General features: G+C 62.7%; 16 protein-coding genes and 1 pseudogene. 10 read left to right on the forward strand and 7 right to left on the reverse strand.

What is annotated here, in order from left to right; translation table 11 throughout:
* Nucleotides 1-120 precede the first annotated feature (120 nt).
* The 3 genes from paaX (at nt 121) to ACN9M3_RS28190 (ending at nt 2,707) form a co-directional block, all read left to right on the forward strand.
* Nucleotides 121-1,056 carry a phenylacetic acid degradation operon negative regulatory protein PaaX gene (paaX, locus tag ACN9M3_RS28180; RefSeq protein ID WP_426319325.1) on the forward strand — a complete coding sequence of 312 codons (936 nt, stop codon included), beginning with the start codon at nt 121-123 and terminating at the stop codon, nt 1,054-1,056.
* A gap of 146 nt (nt 1,057-1,202) precedes the next feature.
* Nucleotides 1,203-1,340, forward strand: a complete 138-nt coding sequence (locus tag ACN9M3_RS28185; RefSeq protein WP_426319326.1) for a hypothetical protein — start codon at nt 1,203-1,205, stop codon at nt 1,338-1,340.
* A gap of 239 nt (nt 1,341-1,579) precedes the next feature.
* Nucleotides 1,580-2,707, forward strand: coding sequence for a M14 family metallopeptidase (locus tag ACN9M3_RS28190; protein WP_426319327.1), 1,128 nt, complete (start codon nt 1,580-1,582; stop codon nt 2,705-2,707).
* 1 nt (nt 2,708) lies between these two features.
* Here ACN9M3_RS28190 and ACN9M3_RS28195 read toward each other — a convergent pair whose 3' ends face one another.
* A complete protein-coding gene (locus ACN9M3_RS28195; protein WP_426165064.1) occupies nt 2,709-3,440 on the reverse strand; it encodes a helix-turn-helix domain-containing protein in 732 nt (243 codons plus the stop codon).
* Between the two features lie 132 nt (nt 3,441-3,572).
* Here ACN9M3_RS28195 and ACN9M3_RS28200 point away from each other — a divergent pair, with 132 nt between their 5' ends.
* Nucleotides 3,573-3,968, forward strand: a complete 396-nt coding sequence (locus ACN9M3_RS28200; protein ID WP_426165066.1) for a hypothetical protein — start codon at nt 3,573-3,575, stop codon at nt 3,966-3,968.
* A 3-nt stretch (nt 3,969-3,971) separates the two neighbouring features.
* Nucleotides 3,972-4,745 (forward strand): DUF2145 domain-containing protein, encoded by a 774-nt coding sequence (locus tag ACN9M3_RS28205; protein WP_426165068.1) that lies wholly within the window; start codon nt 3,972-3,974, stop codon nt 4,743-4,745.
* On the opposite strand, the gene ACN9M3_RS28210 is transcribed toward ACN9M3_RS28205, so the two are convergent.
* Nucleotides 4,746-4,922: a hypothetical protein gene (locus tag ACN9M3_RS28210; RefSeq protein ID WP_426165070.1), complete on the reverse strand. Its 177-nt coding sequence runs from the start codon at nt 4,920-4,922 to the stop codon at nt 4,746-4,748. It abuts the gene before it with no gap.
* Between the two features lie 99 nt (nt 4,923-5,021).
* On the opposite strand from ACN9M3_RS28210, the gene ACN9M3_RS28215 reads away from it, so the two are divergent.
* On the forward strand, nt 5,022-6,074 hold the full coding sequence (locus ACN9M3_RS28215; protein ID WP_426319328.1) for a hypothetical protein: 1,053 nt from the start codon (nt 5,022-5,024) through the stop codon (nt 6,072-6,074).
* On the opposite strand, the gene ACN9M3_RS28220 is transcribed toward ACN9M3_RS28215, so the two are convergent.
* The 3 genes from ACN9M3_RS28220 to ACN9M3_RS28230 are packed head-to-tail and all read right to left on the reverse strand — an operon-like array spanning nt 6,013 to nt 8,040.
* Nucleotides 6,013-6,570, reverse strand: coding sequence for a PH domain-containing protein (locus ACN9M3_RS28220; RefSeq protein ID WP_426165074.1), 558 nt, complete (start codon nt 6,568-6,570; stop codon nt 6,013-6,015). The genes ACN9M3_RS28215 and ACN9M3_RS28220 overlap by 62 nt on opposite strands.
* Before the next feature lie 45 nt (nt 6,571-6,615).
* Nucleotides 6,616-7,197 carry a DUF4241 domain-containing protein gene (locus ACN9M3_RS28225; RefSeq protein WP_426319329.1) on the reverse strand — a complete coding sequence of 194 codons (582 nt, stop codon included), beginning with the start codon at nt 7,195-7,197 and terminating at the stop codon, nt 6,616-6,618.
* Nucleotides 7,198-7,209: 12 nt separating this feature from the next.
* Nucleotides 7,210-8,040, reverse strand: coding sequence for a type 1 glutamine amidotransferase domain-containing protein (locus ACN9M3_RS28230; RefSeq protein ID WP_426165078.1), 831 nt, complete (start codon nt 8,038-8,040; stop codon nt 7,210-7,212).
* A gap of 98 nt (nt 8,041-8,138) precedes the next feature.
* On the opposite strand from ACN9M3_RS28230, the gene ACN9M3_RS28235 reads away from it, so the two are divergent.
* The 4 genes and pseudogenes from ACN9M3_RS28235 to ACN9M3_RS28250 form a co-directional block, all read left to right on the forward strand.
* On the forward strand, nt 8,139-9,038 hold the full coding sequence (locus tag ACN9M3_RS28235) for a LysR family transcriptional regulator (RefSeq protein WP_426165080.1): 900 nt from the start codon (nt 8,139-8,141) through the stop codon (nt 9,036-9,038).
* 116 nt (nt 9,039-9,154) lie between these two features.
* Nucleotides 9,155-9,832 carry a CsgG/HfaB family protein gene (locus ACN9M3_RS28240; protein ID WP_426319330.1) on the forward strand — a complete coding sequence of 226 codons (678 nt, stop codon included), beginning with the start codon at nt 9,155-9,157 and terminating at the stop codon, nt 9,830-9,832.
* Nucleotides 9,833-9,845: 13 nt separating this feature from the next.
* Nucleotides 9,846-10,205, forward strand: coding sequence for a DUF4810 domain-containing protein (locus tag ACN9M3_RS28245; RefSeq protein WP_426165084.1), 360 nt, complete (start codon nt 9,846-9,848; stop codon nt 10,203-10,205).
* A gap of 1 nt (nt 10,206) precedes the next feature.
* Nucleotides 10,207-10,863, forward strand: a pseudogene (locus ACN9M3_RS28250) (DUF799 domain-containing protein); the annotation flags it as partial.
* 512 nt (nt 10,864-11,375) lie between these two features.
* Here ACN9M3_RS28250 and ACN9M3_RS28255 read toward each other — a convergent pair.
* Together ACN9M3_RS28255 and pmbA are read right to left on the reverse strand one after the other, a co-directional pair.
* Nucleotides 11,376-12,467, reverse strand: a complete 1,092-nt coding sequence (locus tag ACN9M3_RS28255) for a TRAP transporter substrate-binding protein (protein ID WP_426165086.1) — start codon at nt 12,465-12,467, stop codon at nt 11,376-11,378.
* A gap of 51 nt (nt 12,468-12,518) precedes the next feature.
* Nucleotides 12,519-13,871 (reverse strand): metalloprotease PmbA, encoded by a 1,353-nt coding sequence (gene pmbA / locus ACN9M3_RS28260; protein WP_426165088.1) that lies wholly within the window; start codon nt 13,869-13,871, stop codon nt 12,519-12,521.
* Nucleotides 13,872-13,912 lie beyond the last annotated feature (41 nt).

Below are 13,912 nucleotides of genomic sequence, written 5' to 3' on the forward strand. Positions count from 1 at the left end.
GGAGGGCCTCCTTGTTCGGGATAGCTTCATAATACGATACAAAAACCGCTTTGCAAACGAATTTTGTGTGTCATTTAAAAATTCTGTATCTAGATCAATGACAGTGTATAAAATCGGTCTATGCAAAAAAACCAGAAAATCAATGGCTGGATCGAAGAATTCCTGGCCAGCGACCCGCCGCGCTCCAAATCGCTGGTGATGACCATCTTCGGCGACGCCATCGTCCCGCACGGCGGCATGGTGTGGACCGGCAGCCTGATCGAACTGCTGACTCCCTTCGGCGTCAACGACCGACTGCTGCGCACTTCCGTGTTCCGCCTGGCGCAGGAAGGCTGGCTGGGCGCCCAGCGCGACGGCCGCCGCAGCAGCTACGCCATCACGCCCGACGCCATGCGCCGCTTCAGCCGCGCCTTCCGTCGCATCTACGCGCCGCTGAATGTGCACTGGAACGGCCAGTGGACCCTGGTGCTGGCCGCCGATGGCCTCGATGCCCCCGCGCGCAGCCAGTTGCGCAAGGAGCTGTTATGGGAAGGCTACAGCGTGATCGCGCCCGGCATCGCCGGCCATCCCGCCGGCGATATGGAGGCGCTGGAAGCCCTGCTGTCGCGCCTTGGCCTGCTGCAGAAGGTATATGTGGTACAGGCCAGCGAAGTGCCCGGCCTGCGCGCACGGCCGCTGGGCGAGATGGTGGCCGAAGGCTGGGACCTGAGCGAAGTGGCCGCCGGTTATGAGAAGTTCGTGGCCAACTTCAGCACCGTGCCCGGCCTGCTGGCCGAGGCAGGCGAAATCGATCCCGAGCAAGCCTTCGTGCTGCGCACTTTGCTGATCCACGCCTACCGGCGCGTACAGCTGCACGACCCGCAACTGCCGATCGAACTGCTGCCCGAGCCCTGGCCCGGCGCCCGCGCCTACGAACTGGCCAGCCAGCTCTATCGCCAGCTTTCCGGCCCTGCCGAAAGGCATATTCTCGCCGCCCTGCAACGTGAAGATCCCGGCGCCCCGCAACCCGAAACCAGCTTCCACCAGCGCTTCGGCGGCCTGCTATCATCAGCTTGATCACCGTGGTGCGACCGCCTCGGTGCCACCAGCACCCCCGTGGTCTACCTCGGCATCAACAACAATCCGCGCGAATATTTCGACACCCAGCACTGTCGCAATATCACCGGCGTGCTCGAACGCCCGAACATGAAACGCAACACGAAGTGTCCGGCATCCAGGTCGACCTGAAGCTGATTGCAGGTTGGGAGGACTGGCAGCATGAAGTGCTCAACGCCCGCGACGAGGTGGCGCGCTGGACATCCGAACACGCGCCCGTGCCCACGTTCGGCTTCTGTGACTGAGCGGTCGGCGCCGACAAGACCGCGGGAGGACTGGTGCTGTATGGTTACGACCAGGGCAAGGCAGCCGGCGAGATCGCGCTGCACATCCGGCGGCACGGGCCTTGCTGACAGAATGAAAGTCGGGGTCAGGTCTGGCAATCCGCCATTTTGGCGGATTGCCAGACCTGACCCCGACTTTCATTCGGTGTATCATGTCGGGCTTCGCGCGACGGCGCTTCATTTTTCCGACAGGACACACAATGTCTATCAAGATCAGCAGCCAGTTCGACGCTGGCGCCATCGATGTGGTCAGCGTTACCTCCGCTGGCGATATCGACGTCAATATCCGCAGGGACTCGCATGCGGACATCATCCAGTGGTTCTATTTCCGTGTGCAGGGCGCGCAGGCCGTGCCGCTGACCATCCGTTTCCTGAATGCCGGCAAGGCTGCCTATGCCGAGGGCTGGAAGGGCTATAACGCCGTTGCGTCCTACGACCGCGACAACTGGTTCCGCATCCCGACTTCCTTCGATGGCGAAGTGATGACCATCGAGCACGCGCCGGAACACGATTCCATCTACTACGCTTACTTCGAGCCGTATTCGTGGGAGCGCCACCTGTCCCTGCTGGACTCCGCGCAACTGCACCCGCTGGCCGAACTGGTCGACCTGGGCAGCACCGTGGAAGGCCGCGACATGAACATGCTGGTGATCGGCGACCAGGCAGCCGAAAAGAAGGTGTGGGTCATCGCGCGCCAGCACCCTGGAGAGACCATGGCTGAATGGTTCGTGGAAGGCATGGTCGAAGCCCTGCTCGACGCCGCCAATCCATATGCCCGCCAATGCCTGCAGGATGCCTGCTTCTACATCGTGCCGAACATGAACCCGGACGGCTCCGTGCGCGGCAACCTGCGCACCAACGCCGCCGGCGCGAACCTGAACCGCGAGTGGAACGAGCCGACCATGGAGCGCTCGCCGGAAGTCTTCTTGGTCAAGGAGAAAATGAAGGAAATCGGCTGCGACTTGTTCCTGGACGTGCACGGCGACGAAGGCCTGCCTTACGTCTTCGTGGCCGGCAGCGATGCCCTGCCGAACTTCACCAGGGAGCAGAAGGCCGCCCAGGACAAGTTCATCGCCGACTTCAAGCTGGCGTCGCCGGACTTCCAGTCCGAGCATGGCTATCCTGATTCGCCATACACCCCGGAAGTGTTGACCATGGGTTCGCCGCACATCACCCACCTGTTCGGCTGCCTGTCGCTGACCCTGGAACTGCCGTTCAAGGACAACGCCAACGATCCGGACGAACTGGTTGGCTGGAACGGCGCCCGTTCCGCCAAGCTGGGTGCGGACGTGCTGCAGCCTGTCCTGCGCTCCCTGCGCCGTTTCTAAACTATCGCAGCAGCGCCCGGAATGCCTTCGGTATCCACGGGCGCGCTGCCAGCATGATGGTCACCGCGCGGCGCTGTTCCCACGGCAGCCGCGCATCATCCTGGTGCTGCAGCGAGAACTCGTCCGCCACCTGCTTCAAGCGATCCAGCAAGGCACGTGTCGATTGCTGCGACAACATCACGCTCACCAGCCGCTGCACCTCATGATGGCCGTCGAAGCGGCTATCGAAATAATCGCTGTACGCTTCGTCGCGGAAGAAGCCCTGGATCGGGCCATTCGGCAGCCAGCTGAAAGTGCGCGCCACCAGCAGCTTCACCTTGTTGTTCGGCTTGAGCATCAGGAAGCCGATCTTGTCGAGCCTTAGCAGGCAGGCCGTCGCTTCGGCGGCGCTGATCTTGTAGTTCTTCACCACTTCTTCGATTGGCACCTGGTTCAGCGCCAGCACGGCCACCACCAGCAGCTTGGTGTCGCTGATGATTTCTTTCTCCTGCGCGTAGGTGAGTTGCGAGATCAAATGCGGCGTATCGGCGCTGGCTTGCGCCAGTTCGGCAAAGTCCATCTCCAGCACAGCCAATACCTGCTCCAGCCGGTCGAGCGTGAAATTGCGGGCTGCGAACATGCGCTTGATGCTGGGTTCGGAAAGACCGATCTTCTGCCCCAGGGCGGCGTAAGTGATGCCGCGCGCCTTGAGCTGGCGTTTGAGCGCGTCGACCAGGCGGATGACGTTGGACATGCTTGAATTTCCTGCAATAAAGTATCGCAATATGATACCACCAGCATGGCGCGGCGCTACAGTGCGCAAAGCAATTGCCCTGCCCCTGGCAACGCAGCAAGATGGCCGCTCCTTTAACCTGTGGAGCAAAAAATGAAACGCACCCTGATCGCTGCCTTGCTTGCTGTCGCTTGCGCCAGCAGCCAGGCGGTGAATGGTTCGCAAGCCCTGAGCCTCGGCGGCCTGTCCGCCGTGGTTGTCGTGGCGGGATCCGTGGTGACAATGATGACCGGCAACTCGCCGGTAGTCGATTCCGTCGAGACGGTCGGCGAAAGCGTGTTGGTCGTGGTCAAAGCGGTAGGCGACGGCAGCAAGGCTACCTTGCAGTTCAGCGGCAAGGCGCTGGAAGGCGTCTCGATGGTTGCCGGCACCGCGATCAGCGTTGTGGCCATGTCGGCCGGCCATGCGCTGGTAGTATCGGGCAAGGTGATCGCCTTCATCCCGAACGAGGCGGGCAAGGCACTGCTGCATCACAGCCAGGTGAGCTAAGCCATGCGACGCCTGATCCTTGCAGTGTCGTTGGCCGGTGCAATGGCCGGCGCGGCCCACGCGGGCCAGAGCTGCGAACACAAGCCCATGTCGGTGGAAGAGGTGAAACGCGGCCTGGACCTGGCCCAGCGCAGCATGCAGGCGCTTGACGCCAGCGGCGCACAAGTGGCCGTGATTGCACGCGCCGGGCAGGACCTGTCCAAATATGGCTTGCATTATTCCCACGTCGGCCTGGCATGGCGAGATCATCCGGCAGGCCGCTGGGTGGTGGTGCAGTTGCTGAACGAATGCGGCACGGCCGATTCAGCCCTGTTCAACGATGGCCTGGGGAACTTCTTCCTGTCCGGGGTGCACGAGTACAAGGCGCAGCTGATGCTGCCTGCGCCGGAAGTGCAGCAACGGCTGGCGCAGGTGCTGGCTTCGCGCACGCCGCTACGCCTGCACCAGCCGCACTACAACATGCTGTCCTACGCCTGGTCGACGCGCTACCAGAACTCCAACCAGTGGGCGCTGGAGACGCTGGCGGCAGCCAGTGCGGATGCCGGCCGCGTCGAAACACGCGCTGAAGCGCAGCAGTGGCTCGGCCAGGCCGGCTTCCGCCCGCAGCCGGTGGAAATCGGCGCCCTGACGCGGCTTGGCGGCCGCATGTTCCGCGCCAACGTCGCCTTCGACGACCATCCGATGGGCCAGCGCATGCAAGGCCATATTACGACCGTGACGGTGGACGGCATTGAGCAGTTCATGCACAGCCGCGGCGCGCAGGTGATTGAGCTGTGACTATTTTCGGCTGAGTTTCCGCACGCGCGTCACGTGCTTGCGGCGCAGCCGTTCAAGCTCACGCGCCTGCGGGTAGCCCGGCTGGCCGGGCGCGCGCAGGTGCGGCGGGATGAGGGACGGCGCCTCCGGCTCAAAATACAGCGCGGGAAGGCGCTCGCTTTGTCGTTTGCTGGTCATGCTTCATGTTAGGCCCAGCCCCCGGAAGTTGCCAGTTTTGCGCCGGCGCAAAGGCCGTGCCGCGATCTGCGCCGATCATGGGCCTTTATGGAGGCGAACATGAAGCTATTTATTCCCCTGCTGGCTTGCGCCTTGCTCGCCGGCTGCACCTCGATGCCCTATCGCCCGGCACAGGCGGATGGCGCCTTTCCCGGCCTGGCGGACTTTGCCGCCACGGCGCCGGGGCATAGCGTCGACGTGCTGCTGGTGCATGGCATGTGCACCCATGACGCGCGCTGGGCCGATGAAACAGTGGCGCAATTGGGCAGCGCACTCAAAGCCAGGGCGCCAGGCCCGTCCAGCGCGGTGCGCGCTATCGCAAGCGCGGATGGCATAGAGATAGTCGAGCGCACCATCACGTTGCAGCAAGGCGAATTGCGCATCAAGGCCCTGGTGTGGTCGTCCCTGACCACGGCCCTCAAGCGCCAGCTTGAATATGACCTCAGCACGCGCCTGCCGGCCACGCGCGCGAAGCTCAATGCACAGGCCAAGGACAAGCTGCTGGACGATTGCATCCCGGACGCCCTGATCTACCAGGGTGTCGCGCGCGACACCATCCAGCAGCGCATGGCGCAAGCAATCCTGCACGCGACCAGGGATGCCGCGCCGGACGCGCCGTTGCTGGTGCTGTCGTCCAGCCTTGGCAGCAAGATCCTGTTCGATACCCTGCTGCGCATGGAGGCCGCAGCCCAGAGCACCATCGACCGCATGGCCTACCTGGTGATGGCTGCCAACCAGATTCCCCTGCTTGCGCTGGCCGACCAGCAGCTGCCAGGCGCCACGCCAGGCTTGGCGGCAACCGTGGTGCAGCCGCCCGACAGCCTGCGAGCCGTCCTGCTGAAGCGCCGCGCGGGTCCAGCGCCGCGCAGCAGCAGCACGGGCAGACTGAACCTGGTGGCGTTCAGCGATCCCAACGACCTGCTGTCCTATACGCTGGAGCGCGAACGCTATGCCGGGCTGGGAGTGGACGTGGTGAATGTGCTGGTATCAAATGCGCCGACATGGCTTGGCCTGCTGGAGCGCCCCGACCACGCGCACACCAATTACCTGCTCAACCCAGACGTTGCCCGAATGGTCGCGTGTGGTGAGCCGCGGAGTGCGCGCTGCGAATGATTTCGTAGACCTTGCGCGCTTCGGCGATCGTGTCGAAGCGCGGCAGCTCTTCAACCCCAGGCCAGGAAGCCAGCCCGCTGAACATATTTCCCGCAGCTGATATGCCGAAGGCAATGGTGCCCTCGCCATTTCGGTTTTCGGTCAGCGAGAACTCGCCCATTGCGCGCAAGTTCAGGCTTTTCATCCTGCGCTTGAAAATGCCGGAGCGGATAATGATGCGTTCATCGGTGACCGCGTACTCGGTATACGCGCGCTGCCACGCTTCGACCACAAAGCGGCCGGCAATCATGTAAAGCCCGACCAGCACGAAGGGGATGCCCCACAGGCGAAACAACAGGGGCGCAGCTGAATTGAAGACGGAGTATTCCCAGAACAGGGCGAAGCCGCCCCACATCAGGCTGAATGGAATCATCAGCAAATCGGAAGCGCGCAGCATCAACCCCTGTCGCGGGGCGCCGCTCCATAAGACGCGTTCATTGATCGACAAGTTATCCATGCCGCCATCTTACCCGGCAGGAGTGCCTATAAATCTGGCAGATTGTCACTTCCAGAAAATCAGTAGGCGCTTCCACCAGCTTCGGCCCGTTGGCGCTGCGTCGTGCACGTTGGGAAGCACCGCGAAGTCGGTCACCAGGCTGGCCACGCGGCCATCCGCGCCATAACCGAAGTAGGAGGCGTACGGGCCGGCGCCAGCGCCGGCTGGAAAAGAGACGACGCAATCCGGGCCGGCCTGCGGGTCCATGAAACAGGCGCTGCCCGATTCCACGCTGTAGCCGAAGATCTCACCCGGCTTGAGCGTGCGGGCGTCCTGCGTCGCAACCAGCGCGGGGTACCAGTGGGCGACCGGCATGTCGGCAAGCTGCACACGGGCATAGGCGATGCGCTCCTCGCCGTTGTCGCACCCCGCCATCGCCAGCGTGACGGGATATTCGCCGTTCGGCACGCATTGCGTAAACGGCTGCAGCCCGGCTTCGGCCTGCGGGTCGCCAGCGGCGATCTTGCCGGAGATGACTGCCAGCCGGCCAGCTTCGGCCAGCGTGAACTGAATGGTGGTCTCTTCAAACGTAAAGCGCTCCGCGGCAAAGGCGGAGCGCAGTCCTTCGGGATTGGGCGCATAGCTCATGCGCCCATCATATTACTTTTGAAGGCGTGCCAGCAATTCCTTGCCCACCAACGGTGCCGACGCAGGATTCTGGCCGGTGATCAGTTCGCGGTCGGTCACCATATTGCCCTGCCAGTTGGCAGCCTTGGAAAACTGCAGGCCAGCCTTCTGCAGCGCGGTTTGCGGGTAGAACTTCATTTCGCCGCCGCCCAGTTGGGACTTGGACGCCTCCTCTTCATCGTTGGTGAAGACAGTGACCTTGTAGCCGGAGTAGATCCATTTCGGCTGGGCGGGCGTGGCGCCTTGCGCCAGCTTCATGGCGAAGCCCTTGGCATCAGGCATGGCCGACAGCAGTGCGATCGGACCGTGGCATACCAGCGCGGTCGGCTTGCCGTCCTGGTGGAAAGCAGCCAGCACCTTGCCCAGCGCGGGACTGGCCAGCAGATCCTGCATCGGTGCGTGGCCGCCAGGAACGTAGACCGCATCGAACTTGCCGTAGCCCTGCTGCTCCACGCGCGCCAGGCTGACCACTGGCGAATTGGCGCTGTCGGTCAGGCGCAGCTGTTCCAGCAGCTTGCGGTGCGCGTCCAGTGCCGCCTGGTCGCCGCCGAAGAACATGGCGTTGACCGAACCCTGGTCCAGCGTCGGCGCCTTGCCGTTCGGGGTGGCGAAGGTCACCGTGTGGCCTGCGTCCAGCAGCATCTTCACCGGCTGCATCAGCTCATTGAGGTAAAAGCCGGTCTGGAAGGTCTTGCCGGCTTTGAGGTCCAGCGTGGCCTCGTCGGACAGGACGACCAGCACGTTGCCGGCATTGGCGTGCATTGCCGCAGCGGCGAGCGCGATCGCAGTCAGTTTCTTCATCATGGTTTGCTCCTTGTGGAAGTTGATGGCGCTACTTTATTCGAACCTCCAACAACGATAAACTACCTTAAAACCAAACCATTTTTCCCTTAAAGGCAATAATGAGCCGAAAATACGACCACCTGGGCGACGTCGAAACCTTCGTCACCGTCGTGGAGCGCGGTTCGCTGACGGCGGCCGCCGTCGCCATGTCCACCACACCCTCGGTCGTCAGCCGCGCACTGGCCCGGCTGGAGGCGCGCCTCGGCACCCAGCTCCTGCGCCGCACCACGCGCAGCCTCGGGCTGACGGACGCCGGCCGCCTGTACCTGGAGCAGACGCGCGCCGCGCTGTCCCTGATCGACGACGCCGAACGCGCGGTGCAGGCCGAAGGGCGCGAAGTCACCGGCCGCATCCGCATCAGCGCCCCGACCACGTTCGGCCATTACCGCCTGCCCGCCCTGCTGCAGCAATTCTCCGAGCGCTATCCATCGGTACGCGTGGAGCTGAACATCACCAACCGCAACGTCGACCTGGCGGCGGAAAATTTCGATTTCGCCATCCGCCAGGGCACGCTGAAGGACAGCAGCATGATCGCCCGCAAGCTGGAGGATGCCCAGCTGGTGCTGGTCTGTTCGCCCGCATATGCGAAGCGGCGAGGCATGCCGCGCGACCTTGATGCGCTGGCAGGGCATGCGTGCCTGACATTCCAGCTGCCAAGCACGGGGCGCTCCTTCCCCTGGCAATTCCTGCGCGATGGCGAAGAGCTGGACTGGCCGCCGGCATCGGCGCTTGAAGTGACGGATGATGCGTTGGGAACGGTATCGCTGGCGGAGGCAGGCCTGGGCATATGCCAGACCTTCCGCTTCATTGCACAGGACCGGCTTGAACGCGGGGTGCTGGTGGAAGTACTGCCGGAACTGAAGGGCCGCAGCCGGCCCTTCTCACTGATCTACACGCCGCAGCGCCGGATGACCGCTGCGGCGCGCGCCTTCAGTACATGCCTCCTGGGACAGGCGTAATGGCTGATAAGCAATTTTGTTTGTTACAAAGAAAGTAACGTATAATTCCCGCCTTTACAAACCTGTCGTTCTGTCAACAATTCCGGATGGCAAGCGACCATCATCATGGAGCTCATATGGCTGCATTCCCTACCCGCACGCTGCTGATCGGCGCATGCCTCACCTCGGCCCTGTTTGGCTGCGCAACCGAAAGTTCGCGCAGCCTCGAAGTCGCAACCGTGGCAAGCGCCAGCCGCCCTTACGCCGGCCCGCGCAGCCTGATCGCAGTGGGTCGCTTCGACAACCGCTCCAGTTTCCAGCGCGGCATCTTTTCCGATGGCGTTGACCGCCTCGGCAGCCAGGCCAAGACTATCCTGATCTCCCACCTGCAGGAGACCAACCGCTTCAACGTGCTGGACCGCGATAACCTGGAGCAGTTGAAGCAGGAAGCAGACTTCAAACGGGAAGGCCAGTCCATCAAGGGCGCCGACTTCGTCGTGACCGGCGATGTGACGGAGTTCGGCCGCAAGGAAGTGGGCGACAAGCAGTTGTTCGGCCTGGCCGGGCGCGGCAAGACCCAGGTAGCGTACGCCAAGGTGACGCTGAATGTTGTCAACATCAAAACCTCCGAAGTCGTTTATACGGCGCGCGGCGCCGGCGAATTCAGCCTGTCGAACCGCGAAGTGCTCGGCTTTGGCGGCACCGCCAGCTATGACGCCACGCTGAACGGCAAGGTGCTCGACCTGGCCATGCGCGAGGCGGTGGAACGCTTGGTGGCCGGCGTCGAAAGCGGCGCACTGACGCTCGCCAAATAAGGACAGGCTGGGCATGAAACATATCTTCGTCAAAGCATCGATCATGATGCTCGCAGCCGGCGTGCTCGCCGGCTGCCGCACCAGTAATCCTGATCTTTACCAGTGGGGCTCGTACCAGCCGCAGGTGTACCAGCATTTGAAGGGTGAGAGCCCGAACGATCAAATCGCGGCGCTGGAGAAGGACTTGCAGCGCATGAATGCCGCCGGCAGGAAGGCGCCGCCGGGCTTCCACGCCCATCTTGGCATGCTGTATTCGATGGTCGGCCGAAGCGATCTGGTTGCGGCTGAATTCCAGGAGGAAAAAAGGCTGTTCCCGGAATCGACAACCTACATGGATCGCCTGCTTGGAACCATGAGCAAGGGTAGCAATTAAGATGTTGAAAAAAGTTTTCAAACTGGCCGCGGTATTTGCGCCGGCCGTCCTGATGGTCGGTTGTGCGACCCACACCGTGAAGCCTTACGACTACAAGGCATTCGAAGCGAGCAATCCGCGTTCGATCCTGGTGCTGCCGCCACTGAATAATTCGCCGGAAGTCGGGGCTACCGAGAGCGTGTATTCGAGCGTGAGCTACCCGTTGGCCGAAGCTGGCTATTACGTCTTGCCCGTTTCCCTGGTCAGCGAGACCTTCAGGCAAAACGGCTTGACCACCCCGGCTGACATCCACAACGTCGACACGGAAAAATTGCGGGAGATTTTCGGCGCCGATGCTGCCTTGTACATGACGGTGGAAAAATACGGCAGCACCTACAATGTTCTCAGCAGCGTTACCACGGTCTCTGCCAGTGCCAAACTGGTGGACTTGAAAACCAGGGCGCTGCTGTGGGACGGCAAGGCGACCGTCGTCGACGATGGCAACCGTGGCGGCAACAACGGGGGCGGCCTTGCCGGCTTATTGATCAAGGCCGTTGTCACGCAAATCATGAACTCCTCGACCAATCGCAGCCATGAGGTTGCCGCCCAGACCAATGCGCTCTTGCTGGCGGGAGGCAATTCGCAGGGCATTCTCTACGGCCCTCGCTCCCCGAAATACACGGGCCGCAATGGCGTCGCTCCGGGCGTCGAGGCAAATGCCGCGCGCGCCCAGCCGACCGCAGCGGCCCCGGCACCGGTTGCGCGGACGTCCCCCGCCCCAAGCGCCGATGCAGTTCAGCCAGTTGCCGCTGTGAAGCCCGTTGCAGCCATCAAGCCGGCAGCTGCCCCAGTCCAGCCAGTAGCGGCCACGGCGCCAGTTGTCGCGCAGCCTCAGCCGGCGGCGACAACGCCTGCGCCGGTGCCCGCGGTGCAGCGTAGTGCCGCGGAGCAGGGCTATGCGGATGCGCTGTCTCGCGCACAGTCCAGGTATCAGTCCCTCGATCCTGGCTCGCCATGGTATCGACAGGAGCTGTACGATTGGGTCATGGCGCGTAAAGATGAATTCGTCCGCGCTGGCAAGGCGCCTGAAGCCGCACTGAAGCTGGCACTGGCCTCCATGGAAGGCCGCTAATCGCGGCGCACGCAAGAAAAAATGCCGTTCAGCCTGCGCTGAACGGCATTTTTTTTGAACTACTTGCCTCCTCGGCCTGCCTTGATCAGGAAGTTCTGCATGGTCGATTCCGCCACCGAGGCCCACTGGTTCTGGTCGTTGCGGAAGCGCTTCCACGGTTCGTAGATCTTGGCGAACTTGGCGTTCTTCGAAGCTTCTTCCGCCATCAGCTCATTGGATGCCTTGTAGGCCGCTTCCATGATGTCGTTGGAGTAGTTGCGCAGCTTGACGCCGCTCTTCATCAGGCGGCCCAGCGCGGTCGGGTTCTTGAAGTCGTACTCGGCCTGCATCACCACGTGGGCCTCATAGGCGGAAGCTTCAATCGCGGCCTGGTACTCCTTCGGCAGCTTTTCCCATTCCTTGATGTTCACGTACAGGGTGAAGGAAGCGCCCGGCTCCCACCAGCCCGGGTAGTAGTAATACGGCGCCACCTTGTGGAAGCCCAGCTTTTCGTCGTCGTATGGACCGACCCATTCCGCCGCATCGATGGTGCCCTTTTCCAGCGCCGGGTAAATGTCGCCGCCGGCCAGCTGCTGCGGCACGGCGCCCAGGCGCTCCATCACCTTGCCGGCCAGGCCGGCGATGCGCATCTTGGTGCCCTTCAGGTCGGCCACGGATTTGACTTCCTTGCGGAACCAGCCGCCCATCTGGGTGCCCGAGTTACCGGCGATGAAGTTCATCACCCCGTAGTCCTTATAGAAGGCGCGCAGCAATTCCTTGCCGCCGCCCTGGTCGTACCAGGCGGTCTGCTGGCGCGAGGTCAGGCCGAACGGCACCGCGCAGTCGAAGGAGAACGTCGCGTCCTTGCCGTAGTAGTAGTACGAGGCGCTATGGCCGCATTCCACCGTGCCTGCCTGGACCGCGTCCAGCACCTGCAGGCCTGGCACCACTTCGCCGGCCGCAAACACGCGGATATTGAATTTGCCGCCGGTGAGCTGCGCCACGCGCTTGGTGAAGGTGTCGGCAGCGCCGTAAATGGTGTCGAGGGATTTGGGGAAGCTGGATGCCAGGCGCCAGGTGATGGCGGGCAGTTCGGCGGCGATAGCCGGTGCGGCGATAATTCCTGCGCCCGCACCTGCTGCGGCCTTCTTGATAAAGGAACGACGTTCCATACGTACTGTCTCCTTATGAGGGTTTTATCTCGGGACAGTGTATGGAAATATTTAGTTCCCGGCAACCACCATCTTTTCGATCAGGATCGAGCCTGTTTGCTTGGTGCCACGCACCAGGACATCGGTGCCGATGCCGACGATGTCCTGGAACATGTCCTTCATATTGCCGGCGATGGTGATCTCTTCCACCGGGTACTGGATCACGCCGTTCTCCACCCAGTAACCGGAAGCGCCGCGGCTGTAGTCGCCGGTCACATAGTTGGTGCCCTGCCCCATGAGCTCGGTGACCAGCAGGCCGGTGCCCATCTTGCGCAGCATGCCTTCGAAGTCGTCGTCCTTTTTCGTCTGCGAGGACGTGATGGACAGGTTGTGCGAGCCGCCGGCATTGCCGGTGGTTTTCATGCCCAGCTTGCGGGCCGAATAGGTCGACAGGAAATAGCCCTGCAGCACGCCGTTCTTTACCACGTCGCGCTTGTGGGTGCGCACGCCTTCCTCATCGAACGGCGCGGAACCGATGGCGCCCACCACGTGCGGGTCTTCCTTGACCTGGATGTGGGACGGGAAGATGTCCTTGCCCAGCGAGTCGACCAGGAAGGAGGACTTGCGATACAGGGCGCCGCCCGAAGTGGCCTGGACGAAGGCGCCCAGCAGGCCGGCGGCCAGCGGCGCCTCGAACAGCACCGGGCAGGTGCGGGTAGCCAGCTTGCGCGCATTCAGGCGCGCCAGCGAACGTTCTGCGGCATAGCGGCCGACGGCTTCGGCGCTGGCCATTTTCTTCGGATCGCGCACCGAGGTGTACCAGTCGTCGCGCTGCATCTTGGCGCCCTTGCCGGCGATCGGGGTCACCGACAGCGTGTGGCGCGAGTAAGGATAGCCGCCGATGAAGCCGCGCGAGTTGGCCGACACGAAGTGCGACTGCTGCACGTGCACGCCGGCGCCTTCGCTATTGGTCACGCGCGGATCGACCGCGAAGGCCGCCGCTTCGGCGCGCTGCGCCAGCTCCACAGCTTCTTCCGTGGAGATGGCCCATGGATAGAACAGCTTCAGGTCCTGCGGATTCTTCTCCAGCAGCTCTTCTTCCGCCAGGCCGGCGCAATCGTCTTCCGCCGTGAAGCGGGCGATGTTGTAGGCCGCTTCCACGGTCGCCTTCAGCGAAGCCGGGGAGAAATCGGAGGTGCTGGCATTGCCGCGTTTCTGGCCGATGAAGACCGTGACGCCGATGCCCTTGTCGCGATTCTGCTCGATGGTTTCGATCTTGCTCTTGCGGACCGAGACCGAAAGACCGCTGCCTTCGCTGATTTCGACGGCAGCATCGGTGCCGCCCTGCTCGCGCGCGTACTTCAACACGTCGCGGGCAAGCTGTTTCAACTGGTCCTGGGAATAGGAGAAGGCGGATTCGCTCATGGGGTCTTTTTGGGGGGCTGGGCGTTAAAACAGTTATCATA

The sequence above is a fragment of the Pseudoduganella sp. R-43 genome (genome assembly GCF_049913255.1).
Classification (GTDB): Bacteria; Pseudomonadota; Gammaproteobacteria; order Burkholderiales; family Burkholderiaceae_D; genus Rugamonas.